The sequence below is a fragment of the Mesorhizobium sp. M0663 genome (assembly GCF_040320585.1).
GTDB lineage: Bacteria > Pseudomonadota > Alphaproteobacteria > Rhizobiales > Rhizobiaceae > Mesorhizobium.
On sequence record NZ_JAMYPX010000020.1, the window covers coordinates 35,147 to 60,767 of the forward strand.

Below are 25,621 nucleotides of genomic sequence, written 5' to 3' on the forward strand. Positions count from 1 at the left end.
GGGCAAGGGCAATGAACAAGATAGACAGTAATACTGTCGCATTGAAGCGTCAAATATTGCGCCACGTACGGACGAATCTACGCAAAATTGGAGAAGAGTCCGGAACTTCCGCGGTCGAGTTCGCCCTGCTTTCCCCAATCTTTATCCTTCTTTTGCTCGGAATGGTTGCATATGGTATCTATTTTGGTGCAAGCAACTCCTTGCAGCAAATCGCCGCCGATGCCGCCCGCACCGCAATTGCCGGATTGAATCAAACCGAGCGCCAGGCGCTGGTGGCGAGTTTCGTCAAAAACAATGCCAGTGGATACCCGTTCGTCGATTCCGGCAAGCTGACCTATCAGGCGACGGACAGCACGGCCGACGGAAATCAGTTCGTCGTGTCGATCCAGTACGATGCCAGCAACCTGCCGATCTGGAACCTGTTACCAAGCCTTGCGATGCCGCAAACCACGATGTCGCGCAGGTCGACCATCAGGATTGGAGGCATTTGAAATGTCGCAGTTCTTGCTGAGGAGCATCGGGCGGATCGCTCGCTCGATGGTTGGCGACGAGAAGGCGAACTTTGCCGTCATGACGGCGCTGATAGCACCGTTCGCGCTGGGGTTGGCGGCCTTCGCTGTCGACGAAGGTTCGATCTACACGGAGCGCAGGGAAGCCCAGGCGATGACCGATCTGGCGGCGATCACCGCGGCGTCGAACATCAACAATATGGAAGCCGCGGCGGTAACCACGCTCAGTGACAACCGAATGCCCGGCATCATTGTTCAAAAGGCAGGTCAGACAATTGTTCCCACGGTTGGCAAAACCGTCGTGTCGGTCACCGGCGGCCGATACTCAGCGGCGTCCTCCGTTGGTGTCGACAAGCGCTTCGAAGCCGGCAAAACGCCTTACAACGCCGTTCGCGTCACTCTGCGAAAAATCCCCGCCCGGTATTTCGCCAGTTCGCTCATCCCTACTCCGGTTGTCGGCACCGAAGCCATTGCCAGTGTGACCCCGCAAGCAATGTTCTCGGTCGGGTCCAGGCTCCTCAGCGTCAATGGCGGCATCCTCAACGCGCTTCTCAGCAAGTTGCTGGGCGCCAACATTTCGCTCAGCGTCATGGACTACAACGCGCTGATCTCGGCCGATGTAAACGTGCTTTCGTTCGTCGATGCCCTTGCCGTACAGTTGCAACTGACAGGTGTCAGCTATTCCGACGTTCTGGCGTCAAAAGCGACGGTAGGCCAGATCGCGACCGCCATGGCCAATGCGTCCGGGTCGGGCAGCGCCAGCAAACTTGTGCTGCAGACGATCGCGTCGAGGGCCACCAACACAGTCAAGATACCCCTCAGTCATCTTATCGATCTTGGCTCGATCGGTAAGCTCGGCCTCGGACAAAAGTCTCCCGGCTTTTCCGTCGACGCAAGCGCGATGGGCATGCTGGGTGCCGCCGCCTCGCTGGCCAATGGCTCAAACCAGGTCCAGGTCGATCTCGGCGCCACTATTCCGGGACTTACCTCCACCACGCTCGCCATCGCCATCGGTGAACCGATGCAATACTCACCCTGGCTGGCCGTCGGGGAAAAAGGCACCGTGGTGCGCACCGCGCAGACGCGCATCAAGCTGGTCACCACAGTGGGCATCGGCAATTCCAATCTGGGCGGCGGCATCAGTCTGCTGTCCGTCAACCTGCCTCTGCATGTCCAAGTCGCCTATGCGGAAGCCAAGCTGACCGACATCAGCTGCCCGACGGGCCGGCCGGATAGCATCAAGGTCTCGATCGCCGCGCAGCCTGGCGTGGCCTCGCTGCACCTTGCCGCCAGCGACGCCGACAACAATCCATCGGCCTTCGCCGATTTCAGCAATCCGCAATCGTTCTCCGATGCCACGATTGCCCAGGTAAGCGTGAAGCTTCTGCTGCTCACCCTCAATCTGCTCGATGTGAAGGGTTCTTCATCACTTGCCATCACCAACAACGATCCGACCGCATTGACGTTCGACAGCACCGATATCGCCAACAAGACGATAAAAACTGTCGCCACAAAAAACCTGACGCAATCACTCACGACATCGCTGGTCAGCGGCCTCTCGCTCTCGGTCAATGCACTGGGCCTCGGGCTGGACGTGACGGCCCTGCTCGGAACGGTTAAGCCGGCGGTGGTAACGGTTCTGAACGGCGTGACGGCGCCGGTCGACGAACTGGTCTATAACGTGCTAGCAGCTGTCGGCGTGCATGTCGGCGAGGCCGATGTGCGGGTTGTCGGCGCGACTTGCGGGCGCTCCGTGCTCGTTCAATGAGATAATGAAATAGAGCTCAGCCGATCCGGCCGAGGAAGCAGCCCAGCGGCGGCAGCGACAGAGTTCTTTCGTGCAAGACGCCGGCAGCACCGCCAAGGTCTATCGGCTCTATCGCTTCCAGATCCGGTGGCAATTGCCAGCCGGCCGGCTCGTCGGCGAAATTGAAGACACAGAGCAGCTTTTCGTCACCGCCTTCGCGAATGAAAGCAAGGACGTCGCCTTCGGCATCGAGGAACCGGATCGAGCCTCGAACCAGCGCCGGATGCTGCTTGCGCAAGGCCAGCATCGCCCGGTAGCTCGCCAGGACGGAGGTTTGCTCGCCGTCCTGGACGTCGACCGCCTGGGCGCGATGGCTTGCCGGGACCGGAAGCCACGGCTTGCCGGTCGAAAAGCCGGCATTGTCGGCGCCAGCCTCCCAGACCATCGGCGTTCGGCACCCATCCCGTCCCTTAATTGCCGGCCAGAAGCGGATGCCGAAGGGATCGCGCAAATCCTCGAACGCCAGTTCGGCCTCCTCCAGCCCGAGTTCTTCGCCCTGGTAGAGGCAGATCGATCCGCGCAGCCAAGAAAGCAGCACGATCGAGAATTTCGCCACCCTGTCCGGATCGCCGCCCGGCCTTGTCCATCGACTGACATGGCGCACGACATCGTGGTTGGAGAACGCCCAGCAAACCCAGCCGTCGAACACCTTACTCTCGAAGGCCTCGACACAGCCACGCACATGCGACGCCGAGAATTGCGGGCCGAGCAGGTCGAACGTGTAGGACATTTGGAGCTTGTCGCCACCGCCGGTATAGGCGGCGAGTGTCTGCAAGGAACGAGTTTCGTCGCCAATCTCGCCGACAGCGACGCGGCCTTCATATTCGTCAAGCAAGGCCCGGAAGCGCCTGAGGAAAGCAAGGTTTTCCGGCTGGCTCTTGTCGAACAGATGCTCCTGATAGAGATAGGGGCTGGTTGCCGTATTGGTGCCGGCGACGCTTTCCGCCAAAGGCGGGTTGCTGCGCAGCCAGCGGTCGTGGACATAATAGTTGACCGTATCCAGCCGGAAACCGTCGACGCCACGCTCGAGCCAGAACCGCACCGTTTCCAGCAAGGCGTCCTGCACCTGCGGGTTGTGGAAATTCAGGTCCGGCTGCGAGCCAAGGAAATTGTGCAGGTAATATTGCCTGCGCGTTGCGTCCCATTCCCAGGCCGGGCCGCCGAAAAGCGACAGCCAGTTGTTGGGGGCGGTGCCGTTGGGATTCGCATCGGCCCAGACGTACCAGTCGGCCTTGGGGTTGTCGCGGCTCGTGCGGCTTTCGACGAACCATTCGTGCCGATCCGACGAATGCGACAAGACCTGATCGATGATCACCTTCAGGCCGAGCCGGTGTGCCTCGGCAACCAGCGCGTCGAAATCCTCTGATGTGCCGAACATCGGATCGACGGCGCAGTAATCCGAAACGTCGTAGCCCATATCGGCCATTGGCGACTTGAAGAAAGGCGACAGCCAAACCGCGTCGACACCGAGCGATGCGACATGGGCCAGCCTCGAGGTGATGCCGCTGAGATCGCCGCTGCCGTCGCCTGTCGTGTCTTGGAAGGAGCGCGGGTAGATCTGGTAGATGACGCAGCCGCGCCACCATTCGGCATTGTCAGCCATCATGGCTCTCCCCTGCGCCCACCCGCGCGGCCCGGCGTTCGATCATGAACATGACCGTTCGCCCAGGCACCGGCCGTGAGATGTCGCCAGTATCCGTTTCGATGGCAGGGCGCCAATGAAAACCCGCCCGTTCCGGCAGCGTGAACATGCAGGCCCGGCGGTCGCCATTGATGACCACCGCAAGGCGACTGTTCTCACCGCTACCGAGAACCATGACCAGCCGGTGCCGCCTGGCATCGTGCCAGGCTGCCTCGTCGAACGGCACGCCGGTTTCCGTCAGCCAGGCTACGTCTGGTATTTCCGAGCCCGCAGGCTGTTCTCCGGTCAGGAATGCTGTGTCCAAGAGCGCCGGCACGGCGCGACGCATCCTGGCGAGCAGAGCCGTATGGTGCTCGAGCGCCAGGTCGCGCCCGGCCCAGTCGAGCCAGGTAATGTCATTGTCCTGCGCGTAGGCGTTGTTGTTGCCGCCCTGCGTGCGGCCGAACTCGTCGCCGGCCGTCAGCATGATCGTGCCGCGCGAGGCAAAGAGCGTCGCCAGCAGCGCGCACTGGTCATCGAAACGGGCCGTAACGATTGACTGGTCGCCGGTCTCGCCCTCGATGCCATTGTTCCAGGACAGGTTGTCGTCGTGACCATCGCGGTTCTGTTCGCCATTGGCTTCGTTGTGCTTGTGCTCATAGGCGACGATATCGGCCAGCGTCATGCCGTCATGCGCAGCGATGAAATTGACGCTGCGGCTCATTGTCTGGCCTGCTTTGGAAAAGACGTCGGACGAACCGGCAAGCCGCGTCGCCAGCGCACCGATCATGCCGCCGTCGCCGCGCCAGAAGCGGCGGATATCGTCTCGGTATTTGTCGTTCCATTCGAGGAAGGGCGGCGGAAAATTGCCGAGCTGATAGCCATCCGGTCCGATATCCCAAGGCTCGGCGATCAGCACCCGGTCGCCAAGAACAGGATCTTTGCGAATGGCGTTCAGCAGCGGCGCATCGGCGTCGAAAACGCCGTCGACGCGGCCGAGGATCGGCGCCAGGTCGAAGCGGAATCCGTCGACACCGGCGCGCTGGACAAAGTGGCGAAGCGTGTCGAGGACCATTTCCCGGACGACCGGATGATCGCACGCAACCGTATTGCCGGTTCCGGTGTCATTGACCAGAGCGCCGTCCGGCTCGTGCCGGTAATAGGCGCGGCTGTCGAGGCCGCGCAGCGACAATGTCGGGCCGAGCCGGTCGCTTTCGCCGGTGTGGTTGAACACAAGGTCGAGAATGGTGCCGATGCCGGCCTCGCGCAGCGCGGCGACCGTTCCGCGCAACTCGGCCAGACCGCCGGGCGCCAGTCGCGGATCGAGCGCCATGAAGGTCACGGGATTATAACCCCAGGCGTTGCGCAGACCGAGCGGCGGTAAATGCCGTTCGTCGATCGATGCAGTCACCGGCATCAACTCAATGGCTGCCACGCCGAGTTTTTGCAGATGCTCGACAACGAGGGGGTGAGCGAGCGCTCCAATGGTGCCGCGTTGCTTCTCGGGAATATCCTTATGCAGCTTTGTGAACGCGCGTACCGGCACCTCGTAGATGAGGCCGCCGGACCGAAACAGAGGCGGCAAGGCAGGCAAGGGTTCCGGCAGGGCGCCGGCGATGGCTTTCGGCATCAGCGGCGCCGTGTCGGCCCCCTCGCCCCGGCGCGCGGCGAGCCGGCCGTCATAGGCATAGGGCCTGTCGATCTCGACGGCATAGGGATCGGCCAGCAGCTTGTCGGGATCGAAGCAGAAACCGTGTTCCGGCGCGTAGTCGCCATCGGCACGGAACCCGTATCGGGTGCCGGCGGCGAGACCGGCAACAAAAAGTGCGTGGACGCCCTCGCCTTCCGACTGGAGTTCCAGCCGGTCGATTTCGCGGTTGCCGTGTTCGTCGAAAATCGAAACCCAGATGCGCCGAGCCAACGAGGACCATGCGGCGAAGCGGATGCCGCCCTCCCCGGCAAGCCCGCCAAATCGCGGACGATAGCCGGCGGATAGTCCCGACGACATCAGGTGATGACGCTCGGTTTGGCGCGGCCGGTATGGCTGCGAATCCCGGCAATGTCGTCGGCCGCCGCGATCAGATCGGCAAGCGCCTCCTGGGTGTCGAGATCGTGGCGGTTCTTGTCCGGCTCGTAGCGCTCGACATAAAGCCGCAGCGTCGCGCCCGAGGTGCCGGTGCCGGACAGGCGGAAGACGACGCGTGAGCCGCCTTCGAACAACACCCTGATGCCCTGGTTCTTGCTGACCGAGCCGTCGACCGGATCGTGATAGGCGAAATCATCGGCGCTGGCGATCGTCATGCCGCGCACGCTGGTGCCAGGCAGCGAGCCGAGCTTGGCGCGCAGCTCGTCGACAAGCGCGTTGGCACGATCAATCTCGACCTCCTCGTAGTCGTGGCGCGAATAATAGTTACGGCCATAGGCCGCCCAATGCTGGGTGACGATCTGCTTGGCGCTTTCGCCGCGCACGGCAAGGATGTTGAGCCATAAAAGCACAGCCCACAGGCCGTCCTTTTCGCGGACATGGTTGGAGCCGGTCCCCGCACTCTCCTCGCCGCAGATCGTTGCCATGCCGGCATCGAGCAGATTGCCGAAAAATTTCCAGCCGGTCGGCGTCTCGTAGATGCCGATGCCGAGCTTTTCGGCGACCCGGTCGGCAGCACCGCTGGTCGGCATCGAGCGGGCGATGCCTTTCAGCCCGGCCTTGTAGCCCGGCGCCAGATGGGCGTTGGCGGCGAGCATCGCCACCGAATCAGACGGGGTGATGAAAATTCCCTTGCCGATGATCAGGTTGCGGTCGCCGTCGCCATCCGAGGCGGCGCCAAAGTCTGGCGCATCCGGCCCCATCATCTCGTCGTAGAGGTGTTTTGCATGCACCAGATTGGGATCGGGATGATGGCCGCCGAAATCCGGCAGCGGAATGAAATTGCGGGCGGTGCCGTTGGGCGCGCCGAGCCGGTTTTCGAGGATCTCCTTGGCGTAGGGGCCGGTCACCGCATGCATGGCGTCGAAGCGCATGCGGAAGCCCGACTTGAACAGCGCCCGCAATGCGTCGAAATCGAACAGGCTTTCCATCAGTTCGGCATAGTCGGCGACAGGATCGATGATTTCGACGGTCATGTCCCCCGTCTTGACCGTGCCGATCGTGTCGATGTCGACCTGCCCGATATCGGCGATCTTGAAGCTTGAAATCGCCTTGGTTTTTTCGAAGATCGCGTCGGTCAGCTTTTCCGGCGCCGGGCCGCCATTGCCGGCATTGTACTTGATGCCGAAATCCTCATGCGGGCCACCCGGATTGTGGCTAGCCGACAGGATGATGCCGCCAAAGGTCTTGTATTTGCGGATGACATGCGAAGCGGCCGGCGTCGACAAGATGCCGCCCTGCCCGACCATCACCTTGCCGAAGCCGTTTGCCGCGGCCATGGCGATGGCGTTCTGGATGACCTCGCGGTTATAGAAGCGGCCGTCGCCGCCGATCACCAGGGTTTTGCCCTCGAACCCGTCCAGCGCATCGAAGATCGACTGGATGAAGTTCTCGGCATAGTGCTCCTGCTGGAACACCGGGACTTTCTTGCGCAGCCCGGAGGTGCCGGGCTTCTGGTCGGGATAGGGTTTGGTGGCGACGGTGCGGATCATCAGTCAGGCAGCCCTTTTCGAAAGCAGCAAGCGATAGTGTTGGACATATTTTTCGGCGCTTTTGTCCCACGAAACGTCGGCCTTCATGCCTTGCCGCTGCATCGACGTCCACACTGCGGGATTGGCATGCGCCTCGACAAGGCGGCGGACGGCGTGCAGCAACGCGCCGGCATTGGCGGGCGCAAACTGGAAACCGGTCGCCACGCCGGCAGAGATGGCGGCTTCGTTGGCATCGATGATCGTGTCGGCAAGGCCGCCGGTGCGCGCGACCACCGGCACGCAGCCATAGCGCAGGCCGTAAAGCTGTGTCAGCCCGCAAGGTTCGAAGCGCGATGGGATAATGATGGCGTCGCTGCCGCCCTGCATGGTGTGGGAGAGTCCCTCGTCATAGCCGACGACGACGCCGATGCGGCCGCGATGGCGGGCTGCGGCGGCAAGCAATGCGCCTTCGAGCCCGGCATCGCCGGAGCCGAGGATCGCCAGCCGCGCACCTCTTGCAACGATGCCGTCGACGGCCGCCGCCAATATGTCCATGCCCTTTTGCCAGGTCAAACGGCTGATGACGCAAACGATCGGGCTGTCATCGCGATCGAGGCTGAAGCGGTCCTCGACCGCGGCCTTGTTGGGCATCCGTGCCTTGAGCGTCTTTGCGGTGTAGTTGGAAACCAGATGCTTGTCGGTTTCCGGGTTCCATATCTCGGTATCGATGCCGTTGACGATGCCATGGAGATCGACGGAGCGCATGTTGATCAGGCCGTCGAGGCCCATGCCGAATTCGGGCAAGCGGATTTCCTGCGCATAGGTCGGGCTGACCGTGGTGATCGCCCACGCCGCCTGCAGGCCGGCCTTGAGGAAGCCGACGCCGCCGTAATATTCGACGCCGTCGAGCGCCATCGCCGCCGCCGGCAGGCCAAGCTCGCCAAAGATGCCGGCGCCGAACTGCCCCTGGAAGGCGAGGTTGTGCACGGTGATCATCGACGGCGTGCCGACCGCCTTGCCGTAGCGCATGTAGGCAAGCGTCATTGCCGACTGCCAGTCATGGGCATGGACGATATCGGGCAGGTAGCCCGAGATTGCGCCGCCGGCAATATCGCCGCCTACCTGGCTCAAGGCCGCGAACCGCCGCCAATTGTCCGGCCAGTCGGCGCCGGTCGCGTTGCCGTATGGGCCGCCGGGACGGTCGAAAAGATGCGGCGCGTCAAGCACGAACAGGTCGAGCCCGGCGATCTGGACGGCATGCACCGAGGCCTTGCCGCCCTGCAGCAACGGATATTGCTGAACCGGCTTTTTTTTCCTGAAGGCGCCCATCACCTGAGGATAGCCGGGGACGAGCGTGCGCATGGTGACGCCCTTGCCGGCCAATGCCACGGGCAAGGCGCCGGTCACGTCGGCGAGCCCGCCCGTCTTGACCAGCGGAAAGATCTCGGGCGCCACCGACAGAACCTGCATGCACTACGATCCCAGCCTGTTGATCATGTCCTGCGTGACGAGGCAGATGCCTTTTTCCGAAACGCGGAAACGCTTGGCGTCGAGGACGGGATCCTCGCCGACCACCAGCCCCTCCGGGATCCTGACGCCGTGATCGATGACCACGCGCTTCAGCCTGGCGTTGCGGCCGACATGGACGTCCGGCAGCATGACGACCTCCTCCAGCGTCGAATAGGAATTGATGCGCGCGCCGGTGAAGATCAGGCTTCGCTTCAGCGAAGCGCCCGAAACGATGCAATCGCCCGACACGAGAGACGACACGGCCGACCCGCGGCGGCCATCCTCGTCATGCACGAACTTTGCCGGCGGCTTCAACTCGGCATAAGTCCAGATCGGCCAGTCGCGGTCGTAAAGGTCGAGTTCCGGCGTGATGTCGGTCAGGTCGATATTGGCCTCCCAATAGGCGTCGACCGTTCCGACGTCGCGCCAATAGGCCTCGTTCTCGGCGGTCGAGCGCACGCAGGATTTGGCGAAGCGATGGGCGATCGCCTTTCCGTGCTCGACGATGTAGGGGATGATGTCCTTGCCGAAGTCGCGGCTCGAGCCGGGCTCCGCCGCATCGCGACGCAATTGCTCCATCAGGAACTTGGTCTTGAACACATAGATGCCCATCGAGGCCAGCGCAAAATCCGGCTTGTCGGGAATGCCTGGCGGATCGGCGGGCTTTTCGATGAAGGAGATAATGGTGTCCTTGGGATCGACATGCATGACGCCGAAGCCGGTAGCTTCCATGCGTGGCACTTCGAGGCAGCCGACGGTGACGTCGGCGCCGGCCTCGACATGCTGGCGCAGCATCATTTCGTAGTCCATCTTGTAGATGTGGTCGCCGGCCAGGATGACCATGTATTCCGGCCCGTAGGCCTCGATGATGTCGATGTTCTGGTACACGGCGTCGGCGGTGCCCTCATACCATTGCGTTTCCGACACACGCTGGCTGGCCGGCAGAATGTCGAAACTCTCGTTGCGCTCGGGCCGCAGGAAGTTCCAGCCGCGCTGCAGATGGCGGATCAGCGAATGCGCCTTGTACTGGGTGGCGACGCCGAGGCGGCGGATACCGGAATTGAGCGCATTGGACAGCGCGAAATCGATGATGCGGGTCTTGCCGCCGAAATAGACCGCCGGCTTGGCGCGGCGGTCGGTCAGTTCCTTGAGCCGGCTGCCACGGCCGCCGGCCAGCACATAAGCCATGGCGTCGCGTGCCAGCGGCTGTGTTCGTTTTATTTCAGCCATTCCTATCCTCCCAGGTTAGATGCTCCAGACATAGCTCAGTCCGGGACGAATTCGAGCATGATCGTCGACAGCGGCGGCAAAAGCATCGTCGCCGAAATGCCTCCTCCTTCCGCCTGAGCCTCGACGCCGCCGCTATTGCCCTTGCCGGAACCGCCATAATCCGTGGCATCGGTGTTGATGATCTCGCGCCATTTTCCGGCGTGCGGCAACGGCACGCGGTAATTGTCGCGCGGCACCGGCGTGAAGTTGGAAATGACCGCGATCGGGTTGCCGCCCGGCGCGCTGCGCAGCCAGGCAAATACTGAGTTCGCGCTGTCGTCGACGATCAGCCAGGAAAAGCCCTCCGGCTCGCAGTCGCGGGCATGCAGCGCGGGGCGCGAGCGGTAGAGATAGTTGAGATCGCGCACCGTCTGCCAGACGCCGCGGTGGAGCCGGAAATCGAGCAGGTTCCAGTCGAGCGCCCGCCCCTCGCTCCACTCGCGGCGCTGTGCGAACTCCTGGCCCATGAACAACAGCTTCTTGCCGGGATAACCCCACATGAACGCGTAATAGGCGCGCAGCGTCGCGAATTTCTGCCAGTCGTCGCCGGCCATCTTGTTGAGCAGCGTGCCCTTGCCGTGCACCACTTCGTCATGGGACAGCGGCAGCACGAAATTCTCGCTGAAGGCGTAGACCAGACCGAAGGTGATGTCGTTGTGGTGATGCTTGCGGAAGATCGGCTCCTTGGAGAAATACTCCAAAGTGTCATGCATGAAGCCCATGTTCCACTTAAAACCGAAGCCCAGTCCGCCCTCATGCACCGGCTGCGAGACTTTCGGCCACGAGGTCGATTCCTCGGCGATGGTCATCACACCTGGATGGTGGCCGTAGACCTCCTTGTTCATACGCTGCAGGAAGCTGACCGCTTCGAGGTTCTCCCGCCCGCCCTTCTCGTTGGGAATCCATTCACCGGCCTTGCGCGAATAATCGAGATAAAGCATCGAGGCTACCGCATCGACGCGCAGTCCGTCGACGTGATATTTCTCGGCCCAGAACAGCGCATTGTTGACCAGGAACGAAATCACTTCGCGGCGCCCAAAATTATAGATCGCGGTGTTCCAGTCGGGATGGAAGCCCTTGCGCGGATCGGCATGTTCGTAGAGCGCGGTACCGTCGAACTTTGCCAGACCGTGTTCGTCAACCGGGAAATGCGCCGGCACCCAGTCGAGGATGACGCCGATGCCTGCACGGTGGGCGCCGTCGACGAAGCGGGCAAAACCGTCCGGATCGCCAAAGCGGGCAGTCGGCGCATAGAGACCCGTCGTCTGGTAGCCCCAGGACGGGTCATAAGGGTGTTCGGAGATCGGCATGAATTCGATGTGGGTAAAACCGGTCTCCACCACGTAAGGGATCAGCCTGTCGGCGAGCTCATCCCACGACAGGAAGCTGCCGTCGTCGTGAAGCCGCCATGACCCGGCATGGACCTCGTAGATCGATACGGCTTCGCGCCTGTGGTCGGCATTGCGCCAGTAGTTCCGGTGCGCCTCGTCACCCCATTCATGCGCCGGCGGCAGTGCCGTCACCGAGGCGGTGGCCGGGCGCAGTTCGGACTTGAAGGCGAACGGATCGGCTTTGAGCGGCAATCTCACGCCATCCGGCCCGATGATTTCATACTTATATGGGCGGCCAGCGCCGATGTCGGGAATGAACAGCTCCCAGATGCCGGTGTCGCGGCGGACGCGCATGGTATGCCTGCGGCCGTCCCACTCGTTGAAGTCGCCGACCACCGAGACGCGCCTTGCATTGGGCGCCCACACCGCAAAATGCACACCCGATGCACCTTCATGGTCGATGAGATGGGCGCCGAGCTTGTCGAACAGCCTGAGATGCGACCCTTCGGCGATGTAATAATCGTCCATCGGGCCGAGCACGGGACCGAAGGAATATGGATCGGTCAGCCACCAGTCACCGCCGGAATTCCTGGCGTGATAGCGCAGCGGCTGGCGTTTGCGCAGCGACAGTTTGCCTTCGAAGAAACCGCGGTCGTCGCGTCTCGACAGCTCGCCGGCCTTCTTGCCGGTCAGCGTATAGGCGGTGACGAACTCGGCATGAGGGACGAAGCAGCGGGCGACAAAGCCCTTTCCCGCCTCATGCACGCCAAGCACGGCAAACGGATCGCCGTGCGTGCCGGCGACAATCGCCGCGACATCGCCGGCTGGCGCCAGTCCGTCCGGCCCGCTTGTTGCAACGGTCGCGCGCGGCTTGCTCATCAGGCAGTGACCCTCCCCGGGCACCAAGTGTATGTTTCTAGTGGAGTTTTGAATTCGACATTCGCATGCCGCCTTACCCTCCAAGGGATGCGAGGGTCAAATCCACTCCACTAGGACCACATTGTTCGTGGCCTCATGCAATCATATCAGGCGGGCACGTGCCATATGTCTTTCGCATATTGGCGGATCGTTCGATCGGACGAGAACCAGCCGACGCGCGCGACATTGCGGATGGCTCTGGCGTACCAGTCCGGGCTGTTGCGCCAGACGGCATCGACGTCGCGCTGGGTGGCGGCGTAGGCATCGAAATCCGCGGCGACCATGAACCAGTCGCTCTGGTAAAGACCGTTGATCAGGTCGCGATAACGGTCCGGATCGTCAGGTGAAAAGACTCCGGATGAAACCGCGGCCAGCGCCTGCGCCAATTCAGGCGATCCCTCGATCACAGCGCGCGGATCGTAACCATTGTTGCGTCGCTCGGCGACCTCATCGGTGGTCAGGCCGAAGATGAAGATATTGTCGTCGCCCACGCATTCCTTGATCTCGACATTGGCGCCGTCGAGCGTGCCGATGGTCAGCGCGCCGTTCAGCGCGAACTTCATGTTGCCGGTGCCGGACGCTTCCATGCCGGCGGTCGATATCTGCTCCGAAAGATCGGCGGCCGGCATCATGATCTCGGCCAGGCTGACATTGTAGTTCGGCACGAATACCACTTTCAGCAAGCCGCGCACCGCCGGGTCGCGGTTGATGACCCGGGCGACGTCATTGGCAAGTTTGATGATCAGCTTGGCGTTGTGATAGCTGGGCGCCGCCTTGCCGCCGAAGAATTTGACGCGAGGCATCCAGTCGCGCTCCGGATGCGAGCGGATCTGGTCGTAAAGCGCGACCGCTTCGAGAATGTTCAAGAGCTGGCGCTTGTATTCGTGGATGCGCTTGACCTGGATGTCGAACAGCGCCGATGGGTCGACCTTGATGCCGAGCCGGTCGGCAACGAGCTTGGCAAGCCTCGTCTTGTTCGCCCGTTTGACGGCGGCGAACTTGTCGCGGAAGGCTGCGTCCTCAGCGAAAGGATCAAGCCGCTTTATCTCGTCGATGTCGTCGAGGAAGCCGTCGCCAATCGCCTCTCGGGTGAGTGCAGTGAGGCCGGGATTGCACTGTATCAGCCAGCGCCGCGGTGTGATCCCGTTGGTCTTGTTGTTGATGCGATCCGGGTAGAGCCTGTGGAGGTCGGCAAACACCGTCTCCTTCATCAATTCTGTATGCAATGCCGACACGCCGTTGATCGAGTGCGAGCCGACAAAGGCCAGATTGCCCATACGCACGCGGCGATCGCCATTTTCCTGGATCAGCGAGATGCGGCTGATCTGCTCGTCCGAGAACTGGTCGGAGGCGCGCGCCTCGAGCAGCACCTCGGCGTTGATGGCGTAGACGATCTGCATGTGGCGCGGCAACAGCCGCTCGAACAGCGGCACGGGCCAGCTTTCCAGCGCTTCGGGAAGGAGCGTGTGGTTGGTGTAGCCGAAGGTGCGCTTGGTGATGCTCCAGGCCTGGTCGAAATCCATGCCGTGGACATCCATCAACAGGCGCATCAGCTCGGCTACGGCGATCGCCGGATGGGTGTCGTTGAGATGGATCGCCGCCTTGTCGGGCAGCGATTGCAGGTCGCCATACTGGCTGAGATGACGCTGGACGATGTCCTGCAGCGAGGCGGTGGAGAAGAAATACTCCTGCCTGAGCCGCAACTCCTGGCCCGCCTTGTGGGAATCGGCCGGGTAAAGGACGCGCGACAACGCATCGGCCTTGTTGCTTTCGGCGAGCGCGCCGATGTGATCGCCGGCGTTGAACTTGTCGAGCAGGATCGGGTCGACCGGCATGCCGGACCACAGACGCAGCGTGTTGACGCGGTTGGCCCGCCAACCGACAACCGGCGTATCATAGGCGACTGCCAGAACATGTTCGGTCGGCTTCCAGACGTGGCGCTCGAGCCGGCCGTCCTTCGACGTGACCGATTCTACCGAGCCGCCGAAGCCGACCTCGAAGGAGCGTTCGCGGCGCTCGAACTCCCAGGGATTGCCGTGATCGAGCCATGTCTCGGGCAGCTCCACCTGCCAGCCGTCATGGATCTCCTGCCGAAACATGCCGTTGGCGTAGCGGATGCCGTAGCCATGCGCGGGGATATTGACGGTCGCCATGCTTTCCATGAAGCAGGCGGCGAGCCGGCCAAGACCGCCATTGCCAAGGGCAGCGTCCGGTTCGAGCGCAGCAATGATGTCGAGGTCGACGCCAAGCGACGACAGCGCCTCGCGCATATTGTCCATCAGGCCGAGATTGGAGAAGGCATCGCGCATCAGGCGGCCGATGAGGAATTCCAGTGACAGGTAGTAGACGCGCTTTTCCTGCTGGGCGTAGGCCTCTTGGGTCGCCTGCATCCAGTGATCGACTATGCGGTCGCGTACAACCTTGATCGAGGCGGTGAGCCAATCGTACTGGGTTGCAACGTTGGTGCCCTTGCCGACCCTGTATTTGAGGGCTTGCAAGACTTCCTCGGCGAGCGTCTTGGGATCCGGGTTTTTGAGCGTGGGCAGAGGAGCTTCGGTTGTCATCGCGCGCGTCATGCTGCCTCTCGTGACGTTGCCAGGATCATGCGGCTTTCACCATCTCTGCCAATGCTAGTGCATCCCACCGGATGTTCAATCGATTCGGGTGATCGCAAGCCGGGTTGCCCTGCGGCAATTTGGCCGTGAAACACCGCGTTGGGCGCCCTCCGCGACGGGCCTCAAGTTCTTGCTCAGGCCGCCAGCGCCGCTTCCGGCGGCACCTTGGCGCCGGTCATGAAGGCGACCGCGTCGGACATCGTATACTGCTTCGGATCGATGACGCAGAGGCGACGGCCGAGCCGGTGAATGTGGATGCGGTCCGCCACCTCGAAAACATGCGGCATATTGTGTGAAATCAGCACGATCGGCAGGCCACGCCGTTTGACGTCGAGGATCAGTTCGAGCACGCGGCGGCTCTCCTTGACGCCGAGCGCGGCCGTCGGCTCATCCATGATGACCATCTTCGAGCCGAAGGCGGCGGCACGCGCCACCGCCACGCCTTGGCGCTGGCCACCCGAAAGCGTTTCCACCGCCTGGCTGATGTTCTGGATCGTCATCAGGCCAAGCTCCGTGAGCTTGTCGCGGGCACGCTTTTCCATCGCCGGACGGTCGAGCATGCGCAGCCATTCACCGAGGAACCCCGGCTTGCGGATCTCCCGGCCGAGGAACATGTTGTCGGCGATCGACAGCGCCGGCGACAGCGCCAGGTTCTGGTAGACGGTCTCGATGCCGGCCTCGCGGGCCTCCATCGGCGATTTGAAGGCAATGGGCTTGCCTTCAAGCCGTATCTCACCTTCGTCCGGGGTGACCGCTCCGGAAATGGCTTTGATAAGCGATGACTTGCCGGCGCCGTTGTCGCCAATGACAGCAAGGATTTCCCCCGGATAGAGGTCGAAGTCTGCGCTGTCGAGAGCGGTGACGCGGCCGTAGCGCTTGACCAGGCTGCGCGCGGTAAGGATCGGTTCGTGAGTTTGGTTCATGCCGAGATCTTCCTGATCCACTGGTCGATACCAACAGCGATGATGATAAGGGCTCCGACGGACAATTGCGTCCATTGCGGGTCTGTCCCCCAAAGCCTGAGGCCGAGCGCGAACACGCCGACGATCAGCGCACCGAAGATGGTCCCGAGGATGGAGCCGCGGCCGCCGAACAGCGAAGTGCCGCCGATCACCACGGCGGTAATCGAATTGATGTTCTCGAACTGCCCGGCCTGCGGCGAGACCGATCCGATGCGTCCGATCAGGGCCCAGCCGGCGATGGCGCAAATGATACCAGTCAGCGTGTAGACCGCGACCAGCATCCGGCTGACGCGCACACCCGACAGTTCCGCGGCCTCCGGGTCGTCGCCCACCGCATAGACATGCCGGCCCCACGCGGTGTGATTGAGCACGTACCAGGCAATTGCCGCCATGATCAGCACCAACAGCACGCCATAGGTGAAGACGGCGCCCCCGATCCTGAACGATCCGCCGAAAAACTGCAGCAGCGGCGCCGTCGTCTCGAGATCCTGGCTGCGGATGGTCTCGTTACCGGAATAGATGAAGTTGATGGCAGCGTAGATCGACCAGGTGCCGAGCGTCACGATGAAGGGCGGCAGTTTCACCCAGGCGATGAGAATGCCGTTGATCAAGCCGCAAATCGCGCCGACAAGCAGCCCGACGGCAACGGCCACCGGCGCTGGGACACCGTAGTGCATGGCAAACTGGCCCATGACGACCGAGCTCAGCACCATGATGGCGCCGACGGACAGGTCGATGCCGGCGGTGAGCACCACCAGTGTCTGCGCGATGCCGACCATGCCGGTTATCGCCACCTGCTGGAGGATCAGGGTGAGGGTGAAAGGAGAAAAGAAGCGTCCGCCGACGACGACTGCGAACAGAGCCACCGAGATGATCAGGATGATCAGCGGCACCATGGCAGGGCTTTTGTGCAAGCGGTGTTGGATGCTCTCCAGCGTCGAGCGGGAATGCGTCTCGAATGAAGCGACGCTGGTGTCGCTAGTGGCCAGGACCGTCTCGAATTCCTGCGGTCCCTTGCTCCTGGTTGTTTCGACGCTCAAGTCGACCTCCCGCCTGTGATGTGGAGCGGCCGAAACCGCTCCACATTCTCTATTGTTCTTTTGAAGTTGAGCCGATCAGGGGATCAAATCAACCCCAGCACTTGCTGAGGCCTTGCTTCGTGTCGATGGATTCGATGCCGGCGGCAGGCTTGTCGGTGATCAGCGTCACGCCGGTGTTGTAGAAGTTCAGACCGGGCGACGGCTCAGGCTTCTTGCCGCTGTCGGCAAAGGTCTTAATCGCCTCGATGCCGAGCGAGGCCATGAGCAGTGGATATTGCTGTGAAGTGGCGCCGATCACGCCCTCGGCAACGTTCTTGACACCCGGGCAGCCGCCATCGACCGAGACAATCAGGACGTCCTTCTCCTTGCCGACGGCCTTCAGCGCCTGGTAGGCGCCCGCGGCCGCAGGTTCGTTGATGGTGTAGACGACGTTGATATCCGGATCCTTCTGCAGGCAATTCTCCATGGCAGTGTGCCCGCCATCCTCATTGCCGCTCGACAGATCGTGACAGACATTGCGTGCGTCGGTTTCGTCGCCGATCTTGTTGGGGTCGCCGAGGTCGATGCCGAAGCCCTTCATGAAGCCTTGATCACGCTGCACGTCGACAGAGGGCTGGCTGGCGATAAGATCCATGTAGGCGATGTGCGCGTCCTTGGCCTTGTCGCCCAAGGTGGCCTTTGCCCAGGAGCCGATAAGCTCGCCGGCCTTGAAATTGTCGGTCGCAAACGTCGCATCCGCGGCGTCGGCAGGCTCGAGCTGGGTGTCCAGAGCGATCACCAGCACCCCTGCATCACGCGCTTTCTTCACCGCCGGCACGATGGCCGCAGTGTCGGTGGCGGTGATCAAAATGCCCTTGGCGCCGTCGGCGATGCAGGATTCGATCGCCGCAACCTGGCCCTCATTGTCACCTTCCGCCTTGCCGGCGTAGGCCTTCAGATCGACACCAATTTCCTTGGCTTTCGCGGCGGCACCTTCCTTCATCTTGACGAAGAAGGGATTGGTGTCGGTCTTGGTGATCAAGCAGGCGCCGACCCCGGCGGCCGATGCCGTTGACGCAAAGGCCATCAGGCTCAGTCCGGCCGCGGCAAACACGGTGGATTTCAACAGTTTTGACGTGGTCACGATTTTCCTCCCATGGAACCATTTAGGATGCCGGCCAACCGGCACCTGCAGCGCGTCCGACGAAATCTCCCAGTGTCGACGCCGATCTCAAGAGACACCAGTCCGCCAGCACTGTCAATAATTAAATCACTCTTATTTATTATTGACATCGCAGGATTGTTCACCCACTCTAGACCAAAAGCATTGAGGGGAAACGACGGGAGGAACAGGGGTGGAGACCGGCGTTACGAGGCACGGTTCGCCCGATGCGGCCGAAAGCCGTCTGCACCGCGGCACCAATCAAAGCGGCATGCGGGACCACAATGAGCGGCTGGTGCTGTCGCTGGTGCGTCAGCACGGCAGCCTGGCCAAATCCGATATTGCGCGCATGACGGGCCTTTCGGCGCAGACAGTGTCCGTCATCATGCGCGAGCTGGAGGAGGACGACCTGCTCGTCCGCCAGGCGCCGTTGCGCGGCAAGATCGGCCAGCCCTCGATACCCATGGCGCTCAATCCCGACGGCGCCTATTTCATCGGCCTGAAGATCGGCCGCCGCAGCGCCGAGCTGGTGCTGATCGATTTCCTCGGCAATGTGCGCTCGATGCTGCAGCATTCGTACCGCTATCCGGCGCCGCGCGAGACGGTGGAATTCGTCACGAGCGGCATGAAGAAGATGCGCGGCGAACTCACCCCTGCGCAGGACAAACGCATCGCCGGGCTTGGCATCGCCATGCCGTTCGAATTGTGGAACTGGGCCGATACCGCCGGCGCGCCGCGTGAAATCATGGACGAATGGCGCCATCGCGACATCCGCGCCGACATCCAGGCGCAATGCGAATTTCCAGTCTATCTGCAGAACGATGCCACCTCGGCCTGCGGCGCCGAGCTCGTGTTCGGCCACGCGGCGGGCGCGGCGCGCGATTTCGTCTATTTCTACATCGGCGCCTTTGCCGGCGGCGGCATCGTGCTGAACGGCCGGCTGTTTGGCGGCCCAACCGGCAATGCCGGCGCGCTGGGCTCAATGCCGGTGCCCGGGCCTGACGGCAAGCCGACGCAGTTGATTGACGTGGCGTCGATCGCCATGCTGGAGAAGGCGCTCAACGCACGCGGCGTCGAGGCCTCGCATCTGTGGACCTCACCGGGGGACTGGGGCGAGATCGGTGCCGAGCTTGACGACTGGATCGCCAGCGCCTCGCAGGCGCTCGCCTATGCCATCGTTGCGGCGTCGTCCGTCATCGATTTCGAAGCCGCGGTGATCGACGGATGGATGCCGCTCGGCGTGCGCAGGCGGCTTGTCGATGCCGTCATCCAGGCGATCGGCAGGATCGACGGCGAAGGCCTGAGGCTGCCGGCCGTTCGCGAGGGAACGGTCGGCATCCATGCGCGGGCGCTGGGTGGCGCCAGCCTGCCGCTGTCGGAGCGCTTCCTCATCGGCTCGACCACGATTTCCCGGAGCTTCTGAGCATGCTGATCGGTATCCCGGCGCTGCTCGGCCCGGAGCTTCTGGCGATGTTGCGCGCCATGGGCCATGGCGACGAGATCGCGCTGGTCGACGGCAACTACCCGGCCGAACAGCAGGCACAGCGGCTGATCCGCGCCGACGGTCATCATCTCGTCCCGGTGCTCGATGCGGTATTGAGCGTATTGCCTGTCGACGACGCCGTGCCGCAGGCGCTGTTTCGCGCCTCGGCCAAAGGCGATCCCCTGCTCGCCGATCCGGTTCACCATGAGATGGAAGCGATCTGCGCCAGACGTGCGCCGGGCCGCAAGGTGGTTGCGCTTGCCGGCGCCGACTTCTATGCACGGGTCAAGGCCGCGCACGCGATCGTCGCGACAAGCGAGCCGCGGCTCTATGCCAACATCATCATTCGCAAGGGCGTGATCTATCCGCCGGAAAGCAAGACTTCATGATTCTCTGCTGCGGCGAAGCCCTGATCGACATGCTGCCGCGCACCACGACGGAGGGCGAGCCGGCCTTTGCGCCCTATGTCGGCGGTGCCGTCTTCAACTCGGCAATTGCGCTTGGCCGGCTCGGCGGGCCCGCTGCCTTTTTCTCCGGCCTGTCGTCGGATCTGTTCGGGGGCCAGTTCAGAGAGGCGCTGGAGGCCAGCAAGGTCAGTTCCACCTATGCGCACACCTCGCCGCGTCCGACCACGCTCGCCTTCGTGCGGCTCACCAACGGCCAGGCGACCTATACATTCTATGACGAGAACACCGCCGGACGCATGCTGACCATCGAGGACCTGCCGGAACTCGGCAGCGAGATCGAGGCCATGCTGTTCGGCGCCATCAGCCTGATCTCGGAGCCAGCCGGGTCGGCCTATGAAGAGTTCATGCGACGCGAGCATGAGCGCCGCGTGATGATGCTCGACCCCAACATCCGGCCAAACTTCATTCCGGACAAGGCCAAGCACCTCAGGCGCATCCGCAACATGATGGCGATGGCCGACATCGTGAAACTGTCGGACGAGGATCTGAACTGGTTCGGCGAAGCCGGCTCGCATGAGGACGTCGTCCGGAACTGGCTGGAGCGCGGTCCGAAGCTGATCGTCGTCACCCATGGTAGCGAGGGCGCGGTCGGTTACAGCAGCCAGCACCGGGTCACCGTCGTGCCGGACAAGGTCGAGGTGGTCGATACGGTCGGCGCCGGCGACACATTCAATGCCGGCATTCTTGCCTCCTTGCACGAGCAGGGTCTGCTCTCGAAGACGGCAATCGCCAGCTTGCCGGAAGAAGCCATCCACAAGGCGCTGACGCTCGGCGCCAAAGCCGCGGCGGTGACGGTATCGCGGGCCGGCGCCAACCCGCCATGGCGGCATGAAATCGCCTGACCGGCTGGCAACAGCCTCGCGGACCGCTTGCCGGCGATCACTTTATGTTTCGCCCAGCCAGTGGGGCGGGATACAAAGGCCACATCAAGCATGCCGAAGCCCGGATTTCCTCGCGTTTAAGAGGGCAGATCGGAAACCAGAGGTAACAGGCTGCGACACTTGAGCAATTCAGGGTTTTGCCCTGCGGCTTTCTCGGCCGTGCCAAGTCTGCTACCAGCGGCCGGTTACCTGGCTAAACCGTTTGAGGCCGACATGCAGTTCATCGATCTTGGCGCGCAGCGCGAACGCATCCGCGACAGGCTGAAAGCGGCAATCGACCGGGTCGTCGACGAAGGCCGCTATATTCTCGGACCTCAGGTCACCGAATTCGAAAACAAGCTCGCCGCCTATATCGGCACCAAGCATGTGGTCGCTTGCGCCAACGGCACCGATGCGCTGCTGCTGCCGCTGTTTGCCGCCGGCATCGGCCAGGGCGACGCGGTGTTCGTGCCGAGCTTCACCTTCGCCGCCACGGCCGAAGTGGTGGCGCTGACCAAGGCCGAACCGGTGTTCGTCGACGTCGATGCCGACAGCTACAACATCGACGTCGCCAGCCTCGAGGCGGCGATTGCCATGATCAAGGCGGAAGGCCGGCTGAGGCCGAAGGCAATCATTCCCGTCGACCTGTTCGGCCTCGCCGCCGATTACGAGGCGATCATGGCCATCGCCAACCGCGAAGGCCTGATGGTCATCGAGGATGCGGCGCAGGCGACCGGCGGCTCGGCTGACGGCAAGATGTGCGGCTCGTTCGGCACCGTCGGCTCGACCAGCTTCTATCCGGCAAAACCGCTCGGCTGCTATGGCGACGGCGGTGCGATGTTCACCAATGACGATGCGCTGGCCGAACAGTTGCGCTCGTTCGCCTTCCACGGCAAGGGCGAAACGCAATACGACAATGTCCGCGTCGGCATCAACTCGCGGCTCGACACGCTGCAGGCGGCGATCCTGATCGAGAAGCTGGCCATCCTCGAGGACGAGATGGTGGCGCGGCAAGCGGTCGCCAATCGCTATGCCGAAGGTCTCGGCGATATCGTCAAGGCGGCGCGCAATCTGGGCGGCGGCCGCTCGGCCTGGGCGCAATACGCCATCGAAACGCCGAAACGCGACGGGCTCAAGGCACATCTCGGTGAAAAGGGCATTCCGTCGGTTATCTACTATGTGAAACCGCTGCACAGCCAGATTGCCTATCGCGATTATCCGCGCACGCCGACCGGCCTTGCCGTTTCGGAAGAGTTGCCGAAGCGCATCCTGTGCCTGCCGATGCATCCCTATCTGAGCGAGGCTGACCAGGACCGGATCATCGAAACGATCCGTAACTATATCGGCTCGAATTCGGCGCATGTAGCGGCGGCATAAATTCGAAAGTTTCGAAGCGTGGTCGCGGAGTACATCGACGAGTTCATCATGTTCTGCGCCGGGTTGTGGATGGCTGGCGTCGGCTTCGGATTTCTCGCGGACCCGTTCCAAGCTCGCCCGGGCCAGCAGCAAGCATGGTGGACCAACTTTGGGGTTCACTTCAAATGGATGGGACCGCTGTTGATCCTCATCGCGATATTGCTCGCGTTCGCGGCACCTTCCTAGACTCGCGTCCGACGGCAGCTCGGCACGGTCGGCATCGTTGATCAACAACCGCCGATTCAAGCTTTGCGCGTCAAGGCAGGCGATCATCGGCACCGATTTTGCGATGCTTTGCTGCGCGCCGCAGCATAGTCTGCACCTGGCTCCCCTTTAGGCTGGTTCTCATGAAGAAGATTGGTTTCCTCTCGTTCGGGCACTGGACGCCCTCGCCGCAATCGCAGACGCGGACGGCATCCGACGCGCTTTTGCAGTCCGTCGAGCTGGCCGTCGCGGCCGAGGAGCTGGGTGCGGACGGCGCGTATTTCCGCGTGCATCATTTCGCCCGTCAGCTCGCCTCGCCCTTTCCGCTGCTGGCAGCGGTTGGGGCGAAGACCAGCCGAATCGAGATCGGCACGGCGGTGATCGACATGCGCTATGAGAACCCGCTCTACATGGCCGAGGACGCCGGCGCCGCCGACCTAATCGCCGGAGGGCGTCTGCAGCTGGGCATCAGCCGCGGCTCGCCGGAGCAGGTAATCGAGGGATGGCGCTACTTCGGCTATGCCCCGCAAGAGGGCGAGAGCGATGCCGACATGGCACGCAGACACACCGAAGTGCTGCTCGAAGTGTTGCTGGGCAAAGGCTTTGCGCAGCCCAATCCGCGGCCGATGTTTCCCAACCCGCCCGGCCTGCTTCGCGTTGAACCACACTCGGAGGGCCTGCGCGACCGCATCTGGTGGGGCGCCGCCACCAACGCCACGGCGGAATGGGCGGCGAAGCTGGGGATGAACCTGCAAAGCTCCACGCTCAAATTCGATGAAGGCGGAAAGCCGTTTCACATCCAGCAGGCCGAACAGATCCGGGCTTTTCGTGAGGCCTGGAAGACGGCCGGACACACGCGCGAGCCGCGGGTGTCGGTCAGCCGGAGCATTTTTGCCTTGGTCGACGATCGCGACCGCGCCTATTTCGGCGGCAATGAGAGCGGAGATCAGTTCGGTTACATCGAGGCAGACAGGCGCGCCGTCTTCGGCCGCTCCTATGCCGCCGAGCCGGACATCCTCATCGAGCAGCTAAAGGGCGACGAAGCCATCGCCGAGGCCGATACGCTGCTGCTTACCGTCCCCAACCAGCTCGGGGTCGACTACAACGCCCATGTCATCGAGGCGATTCTGACCCATGTCGCCCCAGGCTTGGCCTGGCGCTGACGAGTTTGAACAATCGACGCCACAGGCAGGAACCTGCCCCTCCTGACCTGCTCAGGAGCCGAACAGGCGACTGTCCCAATATACGGGTTGATGCAGGCTGGCTGTGATCAAGGCAAACTCCGGATGGGTCGGATTGATCAACACGTTGTTGTCGAGGCGAGCCACGACGCTTGGCACGATCAAGATCGCGCTGCGGCGCTCGACATACCACGTCTCGCCGAATTCCTTGCTCACCTTTGCCGGCATCATATCCCACCCCGGCAGCGACGGCTGCGAAAATATCTCGTAGCTTAGCCCGCGCGGAACCATGATCTGGACGTAGTGCTGGTTGGGCGGCAGTCTGCCGCTGCCGTGCACCAGCTTTTCCAGCAACGCTGTCGAATAGTGCTCGCTGGTGTAAATCACTGGGCTGCCAGGCGTGTTCCAGCGGCCGGGCGCGATCGTCGAGCCCGTCGCGTCAAAGAACGGATGGATGCCGGCAGGATCGCCGATCCTGAAGCACGGCAGCGTCCGATCGAGTATCTGCGCCGTCAAGCGGCAGTGCCGTATTTCAGGCCTGCAAGGATATCGATCACCAGCTCGGCGCCGATCTCGTTTCGGATGACCATTTCGATCGGGCGTCGGTCTTCCAGCATGGGATGAGGTCGAAATAGAAAGTCACGAGCCTCATCTTCGATCTTCCAGACGTCGAGGGCCAAGTCCCATGCACGAGCCACCCGTGCCACCCGCATGCCCTCCTCCGAAGACAGTCGAAGAGCGCCCCTCTTGCGACGTTCATAGGTTGCCTTTGGAACGAGGCGGTATTTGAATTGGGCATCGGCCGGTGCCAGCAATTGTGAGACGCGTTCGAGCGCGCCGATGGGCAATCCGCCTTCAATTCGAGCCATCAGCCCGAATGGCGACCGTGCAGCCGTTTCCTTGGGCGACAGCCCCAGCACGTCGGCTATATTTCCAAATGCTAACATCTCTGCTTCCATTCATATGAAGCAGTATATAGCCTCACATGAGGCTGAATGCAAACGTTCTTGCGGTCTCACGGCTGGTTGCCGTCGGCTCGTTTAAGCATCGCAAATGCACGACTGATCCGTTGTAGCGCTGTGGCGTTGGCCAGCACTGCGTACAGCGCGAACCCACCCGCCAGAATCCAGGGCGAAGCCGCGCCCATGGCGGTCGCGACTCCGTCCGCGGCGAGCAGCACGCAAATGAACACCAGACGTTCCATCCGCTCGAAGAAATCCGGCCAACCATGGTTTTCTACGGGAATTTCCAGCGCCGTCCGTGCCTTGGCGTAACTTGTGAGTATCCCGCCGGCGAACGCGAACATTGCGATCGCCCACAGATCGGCGACCCAGCCGATTGCCGCAAAGACGGCCAATTCCTGATAACGGTCGACGACGGCATCGAAATAGCCACCGGCCTTGGTGCTCATATTTGTCCGGCGGGCTACCGCACCGTCCAGCGCATCGAAGGTGAAGGCAAACGCCAGGCAAAGGCCAAAGGCAAGACTTGAATGGTGATAGACATAGGCGGCCGACGACAAAGCGACGAGCACGAGCCCGCTAGCCGTAACCTGGTTCGGCGTCATGCCGATCCCGATCAGCGGAGAGGCGGCCTGCTCCCATAGCGGGTCGATGCGACTTTTCATGAGACCGGCGATCATGGCGGCTCCTCTGATGATGTCGTTTCACCGA

21 protein-coding genes are annotated in these 25,621 nt (G+C 62.4%); 8 read left to right on the plus strand and 13 right to left on the minus strand.

What is annotated here, in order from left to right; all coding sequences use genetic code 11:
* Nucleotides 1–11: 11 nt before the first annotated feature.
* Nucleotides 12–491, plus strand: coding sequence for a TadE family protein (locus tag NKI54_RS26135; RefSeq protein WP_352636391.1), 480 nt, complete (start codon nt 12–14; stop codon nt 489–491).
* A gap of 46 nt (nt 492–537) precedes the next feature.
* Nucleotides 538–2,277: a pilus assembly protein TadG-related protein gene (locus NKI54_RS26140; protein WP_352692705.1), complete on the plus strand. Its 1,740-nt coding sequence runs from the start codon at nt 538–540 to the stop codon at nt 2,275–2,277.
* Between the two features lie 16 nt (nt 2,278–2,293).
* Here the strand turns inward: NKI54_RS26140 and bglA are convergent, their stop codons facing one another.
* From bglA to NKI54_RS26190, 10 genes are all read right to left on the minus strand, one after another.
* Nucleotides 2,294–3,922: a beta-galactosidase BglA gene (bglA, locus tag NKI54_RS26145; RefSeq protein ID WP_352692673.1), complete on the minus strand. Its 1,629-nt coding sequence runs from the start codon at nt 3,920–3,922 to the stop codon at nt 2,294–2,296.
* Complete coding sequence (gene glgX / locus NKI54_RS26150; protein ID WP_352636388.1) at nt 3,912–5,945, minus strand: glycogen debranching protein GlgX; 2,034 nt, start codon at nt 5,943–5,945, stop codon at nt 3,912–3,914. Before glgX ends, bglA begins: the two co-directional genes overlap by 11 nt.
* Entirely contained in the window at nt 5,945–7,573 is a 1,629-nt protein-coding gene (locus NKI54_RS26155) for an alpha-D-glucose phosphate-specific phosphoglucomutase (protein ID WP_352636387.1), read from the minus strand. The genes glgX and NKI54_RS26155 overlap by 1 nt, the downstream gene beginning before the upstream one ends.
* A gap of 3 nt (nt 7,574–7,576) precedes the next feature.
* A complete protein-coding gene (gene glgA, locus NKI54_RS26160; protein ID WP_352636386.1) occupies nt 7,577–9,022 on the minus strand; it encodes a glycogen synthase GlgA in 1,446 nt (481 codons plus the stop codon).
* A gap of 3 nt (nt 9,023–9,025) precedes the next feature.
* Entirely contained in the window at nt 9,026–10,291 is a 1,266-nt protein-coding gene (gene glgC, locus NKI54_RS26165; RefSeq protein ID WP_352490794.1) for a glucose-1-phosphate adenylyltransferase, read from the minus strand.
* A gap of 35 nt (nt 10,292–10,326) precedes the next feature.
* Nucleotides 10,327–12,540, minus strand: a complete 2,214-nt coding sequence (gene glgB, locus NKI54_RS26170) for a 1,4-alpha-glucan branching protein GlgB (protein WP_352692674.1) — start codon at nt 12,538–12,540, stop codon at nt 10,327–10,329.
* Nucleotides 12,541–12,686: 146 nt separating this feature from the next.
* Entirely contained in the window at nt 12,687–15,155 is a 2,469-nt protein-coding gene (locus NKI54_RS26175) for a glycogen/starch/alpha-glucan phosphorylase (protein WP_023679304.1), read from the minus strand.
* A gap of 173 nt (nt 15,156–15,328) precedes the next feature.
* On the minus strand, nt 15,329–16,117 hold the full coding sequence (locus NKI54_RS26180) for an ATP-binding cassette domain-containing protein (RefSeq protein ID WP_023679303.1): 789 nt from the start codon (nt 16,115–16,117) through the stop codon (nt 15,329–15,331).
* Nucleotides 16,114–17,196: an ABC transporter permease gene (locus NKI54_RS26185; protein WP_023679302.1), complete on the minus strand. Its 1,083-nt coding sequence runs from the start codon at nt 17,194–17,196 to the stop codon at nt 16,114–16,116. The genes NKI54_RS26180 and NKI54_RS26185 overlap by 4 nt, the downstream gene beginning before the upstream one ends.
* Before the next feature lie 88 nt (nt 17,197–17,284).
* Nucleotides 17,285–18,301: a sugar ABC transporter substrate-binding protein gene (locus NKI54_RS26190; protein WP_352449223.1), complete on the minus strand. Its 1,017-nt coding sequence runs from the start codon at nt 18,299–18,301 to the stop codon at nt 17,285–17,287.
* 229 nt (nt 18,302–18,530) lie between these two features.
* Here NKI54_RS26190 and NKI54_RS26195 point away from each other — a divergent pair, with 229 nt between their 5' ends.
* The 6 genes from NKI54_RS26195 to NKI54_RS26220 all read left to right on the plus strand — a co-directional run bounded on the left by NKI54_RS26195 (nt 18,531) and on the right by NKI54_RS26220 (nt 23,930).
* Nucleotides 18,531–19,760 (plus strand): ROK family transcriptional regulator, encoded by a 1,230-nt coding sequence (locus tag NKI54_RS26195; protein ID WP_352636383.1) that lies wholly within the window; start codon nt 18,531–18,533, stop codon nt 19,758–19,760.
* Between the two features lie 2 nt (nt 19,761–19,762).
* Entirely contained in the window at nt 19,763–20,209 is a 447-nt protein-coding gene (locus tag NKI54_RS26200) for an RbsD/FucU family protein (RefSeq protein ID WP_352569911.1), read from the plus strand.
* On the plus strand, nt 20,206–21,129 hold the full coding sequence (locus tag NKI54_RS26205; protein ID WP_352569912.1) for a carbohydrate kinase family protein: 924 nt from the start codon (nt 20,206–20,208) through the stop codon (nt 21,127–21,129). The genes NKI54_RS26200 and NKI54_RS26205 overlap by 4 nt, the downstream gene beginning before the upstream one ends.
* A 252-nt stretch (nt 21,130–21,381) precedes the next feature.
* Complete coding sequence (locus NKI54_RS26210) at nt 21,382–22,524, plus strand: DegT/DnrJ/EryC1/StrS family aminotransferase (RefSeq protein ID WP_352569913.1); 1,143 nt, start codon at nt 21,382–21,384, stop codon at nt 22,522–22,524.
* An 18-nt stretch (nt 22,525–22,542) separates the two neighbouring features.
* Complete coding sequence (locus NKI54_RS26215; protein WP_352569914.1) at nt 22,543–22,749, plus strand: hypothetical protein; 207 nt, start codon at nt 22,543–22,545, stop codon at nt 22,747–22,749.
* A 161-nt stretch (nt 22,750–22,910) separates the two neighbouring features.
* The gene (locus NKI54_RS26220) at nt 22,911–23,930 is read left to right on the plus strand and encodes an LLM class flavin-dependent oxidoreductase (protein ID WP_352569915.1); all 1,020 of its coding nucleotides are present in this window, start codon (nt 22,911–22,913) and stop codon (nt 23,928–23,930) included.
* Nucleotides 23,931–23,981: 51 nt separating this feature from the next.
* Here the strand turns inward: NKI54_RS26220 and NKI54_RS26225 are convergent, their stop codons facing one another.
* From NKI54_RS26225 to NKI54_RS26235, 3 genes are all read right to left on the minus strand, one after another.
* Complete coding sequence (locus NKI54_RS26225) at nt 23,982–24,464, minus strand: RES family NAD+ phosphorylase (protein ID WP_352569916.1); 483 nt, start codon at nt 24,462–24,464, stop codon at nt 23,982–23,984.
* Complete coding sequence (locus tag NKI54_RS26230; protein ID WP_352570002.1) at nt 24,461–24,895, minus strand: antitoxin Xre-like helix-turn-helix domain-containing protein; 435 nt, start codon at nt 24,893–24,895, stop codon at nt 24,461–24,463. The genes NKI54_RS26225 and NKI54_RS26230 overlap by 4 nt, the downstream gene beginning before the upstream one ends.
* A 68-nt stretch (nt 24,896–24,963) precedes the next feature.
* Nucleotides 24,964–25,590, minus strand: coding sequence for a CDP-alcohol phosphatidyltransferase family protein (locus NKI54_RS26235; protein ID WP_352569917.1), 627 nt, complete (start codon nt 25,588–25,590; stop codon nt 24,964–24,966).
* Nucleotides 25,591–25,621 lie beyond the last annotated feature (31 nt).

Bases quoted from the DNA above. Each gene is read 5' to 3' on its own strand.
- NKI54_RS26210 (WP_352569913.1), top strand. From the start codon at position 21,382: ATGCAGTTCATCGATCTTGGCGCGCAGCGCGAACGCATCCGCGACAGG.
- glgB (WP_352692674.1), bottom strand. From the start codon at position 12,540: ATGAGCAAGCCGCGCGCGACCGTTGCAACAAGCGGGCCGGACGGACTG.
- NKI54_RS26140 (WP_352692705.1), top strand. From the start codon at position 538: ATGGTTGGCGACGAGAAGGCGAACTTTGCCGTCATGACGGCGCTGATA.
- NKI54_RS26175 (WP_023679304.1), bottom strand. From the start codon at position 15,155: ATGACGCGCGCGATGACAACCGAAGCTCCTCTGCCCACGCTCAAAAAC.
- bglA (WP_352692673.1), bottom strand. From the start codon at position 3,922: ATGATGGCTGACAATGCCGAATGGTGGCGCGGCTGCGTCATCTACCAG.
- NKI54_RS26235 (WP_352569917.1), bottom strand. From the start codon at position 25,590: ATGATCGCCGGTCTCATGAAAAGTCGCATCGACCCGCTATGGGAGCAG.
- glgX (WP_352636388.1), bottom strand. From the start codon at position 5,945: ATGTCGTCGGGACTATCCGCCGGCTATCGTCCGCGATTTGGCGGGCTT.
- NKI54_RS26230 (WP_352570002.1), bottom strand. From the start codon at position 24,895: ATGTTAGCATTTGGAAATATAGCCGACGTGCTGGGGCTGTCGCCCAAG.
- NKI54_RS26200 (WP_352569911.1), top strand. From the start codon at position 19,763: ATGCTGATCGGTATCCCGGCGCTGCTCGGCCCGGAGCTTCTGGCGATG.
- NKI54_RS26220 (WP_352569915.1), top strand. From the start codon at position 22,911: ATGAAGAAGATTGGTTTCCTCTCGTTCGGGCACTGGACGCCCTCGCCG.
- NKI54_RS26205 (WP_352569912.1), top strand. From the start codon at position 20,206: ATGATTCTCTGCTGCGGCGAAGCCCTGATCGACATGCTGCCGCGCACC.
- glgC (WP_352490794.1), bottom strand. From the start codon at position 10,291: ATGGCTGAAATAAAACGAACACAGCCGCTGGCACGCGACGCCATGGCT.
- NKI54_RS26155 (WP_352636387.1), bottom strand. From the start codon at position 7,573: ATGATCCGCACCGTCGCCACCAAACCCTATCCCGACCAGAAGCCCGGC.
- NKI54_RS26180 (WP_023679303.1), bottom strand. From the start codon at position 16,117: ATGAACCAAACTCACGAACCGATCCTTACCGCGCGCAGCCTGGTCAAG.
- NKI54_RS26135 (WP_352636391.1), top strand. From the start codon at position 12: ATGAACAAGATAGACAGTAATACTGTCGCATTGAAGCGTCAAATATTG.
- glgA (WP_352636386.1), bottom strand. From the start codon at position 9,022: ATGCAGGTTCTGTCGGTGGCGCCCGAGATCTTTCCGCTGGTCAAGACG.